Genomic DNA, 1533 nt, shown 5'->3' on the forward strand with positions numbered 1-1533 from the left:
GTTTACAGGTGTCGTTGTATATACCCGCAAGTATTTGGCCGTGATCGGCGTTGCAAAATCAAACGTATTCGAGTAGACCGACGAATACACACTGCCAGTTACGCTTTGGATCGTCGTCCAACTCGTTCCATTATTAGAGGTTTGAATATCATAATTATAGAGGTTATACTTCGCCTCTTCAGGGAAAAGCAGACTATGATGCTTAATTTCAATTTTGTTGAATGTAAATAGATTTTCTCCTTTAACTTGGACCCACTTCTCCAGAGGGCGCGGTCCGTTTGTTTGTGAAATTTTTTGTGTAGCAGACAGCCACTCCGTGCGCTCATTCGAATCAAATGCATTGCTATCAGCTCTGTTATAAATTTCCTCCGGAATTGATCCTGGAAGAGAAGTGCTGGAGGTAAATGTAAACGGCGCTCTAGTCACCGGGAGCGGCACCACAGGATCTCCATTAGTAAATGTCAATTGCGCATTCAAAAGTTTCGTACCTGCTGCGAAAGCATCGCTGCTGGAAAGGAAATAACTTTGTTGATTTCTCCTGGCATCGGAGATGACGCCGAACGATCCATTGCCCATCAACATGCCTGATTGCAAATACTTTGTGCCTCTAATGTTAATGATATTATCTTCAACAGTTTGTTTCTCCGTAAGTCCTGATAGAAGCGTGCTTAGTTCTGACCAGTTGGTTTGTGCGGATGCCGGAAGAATCGTCAATGTCGTTTCATTGCTTTCCGCGCTCTGAGCAACATCACTTCCACTAAATACTGCTTTGACCATATAAGTTCCTACTTCGATTGGAGCTGAATTTCTCCATGTCGCCCCAGGCGTAAGCTCTTTGTATTTGTAAATATAAGGGACCTTGATCGGATGCGAAACGCCTCCCACCATCGGAACATTTCTTCCTGTATACGTAAAAGTCCGACTCTCAAGAGAGAGTTGAGTCGTTGCTCTGCTTATCGTAAGGAGGGCAACATTGCTCTCAGCGCTGCTATACGTGTCATTCCCTTCAAATACCGCCTTTACATCATACTGACCAATTAAGGATGGGGCTGTTTCTGTAAAAGCTTCTGTCACGCCATGCCTCTTGTACCGATACTTAAAAGGGATCTGCGTATAATCGGCACCTCCTTTGTAAGCAATCGGAGCGGTTGCACCATCGGTATACCAATTGACCGGATCACCTGTGTAGCCAATTGTCCGATCATTCAACGTTATGACTGGAGCCGGATTGTATAGACTGCTGACAGCATCGCTGCTGCTAAACAGTTCAATTTCAGCTAGACGAGCTTCCATCGCTCCTGCAGATTGCCCTAAGGGTTGCTCAGGGGTTATATAATCAACCTTCACATATCGGGCAGTAACAGGCGCTGCAAGCGTGCGCTGTGTGACATTATAAATATTTTTATCCACCTGATCGACTTGTGTCCAATTCACATTATCCATGCTAACACTTACATTAAAGCTCACAGGATTCAAACTTTTGTTTCCAAATACCCCATAATGGTGAAGAACATACTTGGATATTGTTTGGTT

General features: G+C 44.2%; 1 protein-coding gene. It reads right to left on the minus strand.

From position 1 onward, the window contains the following. Positions 1 to 1524, minus strand: a 1524-nt coding sequence (locus AC1DUA_RS37000; protein ID WP_477504468.1) for a discoidin domain-containing protein, incomplete at its 3' end; no start/stop codon positions are given. Positions 1525 to 1533 lie beyond the last annotated feature (9 nt).

This window comes from Paenibacillus sp. 01T422, from assembly GCF_056398785.1.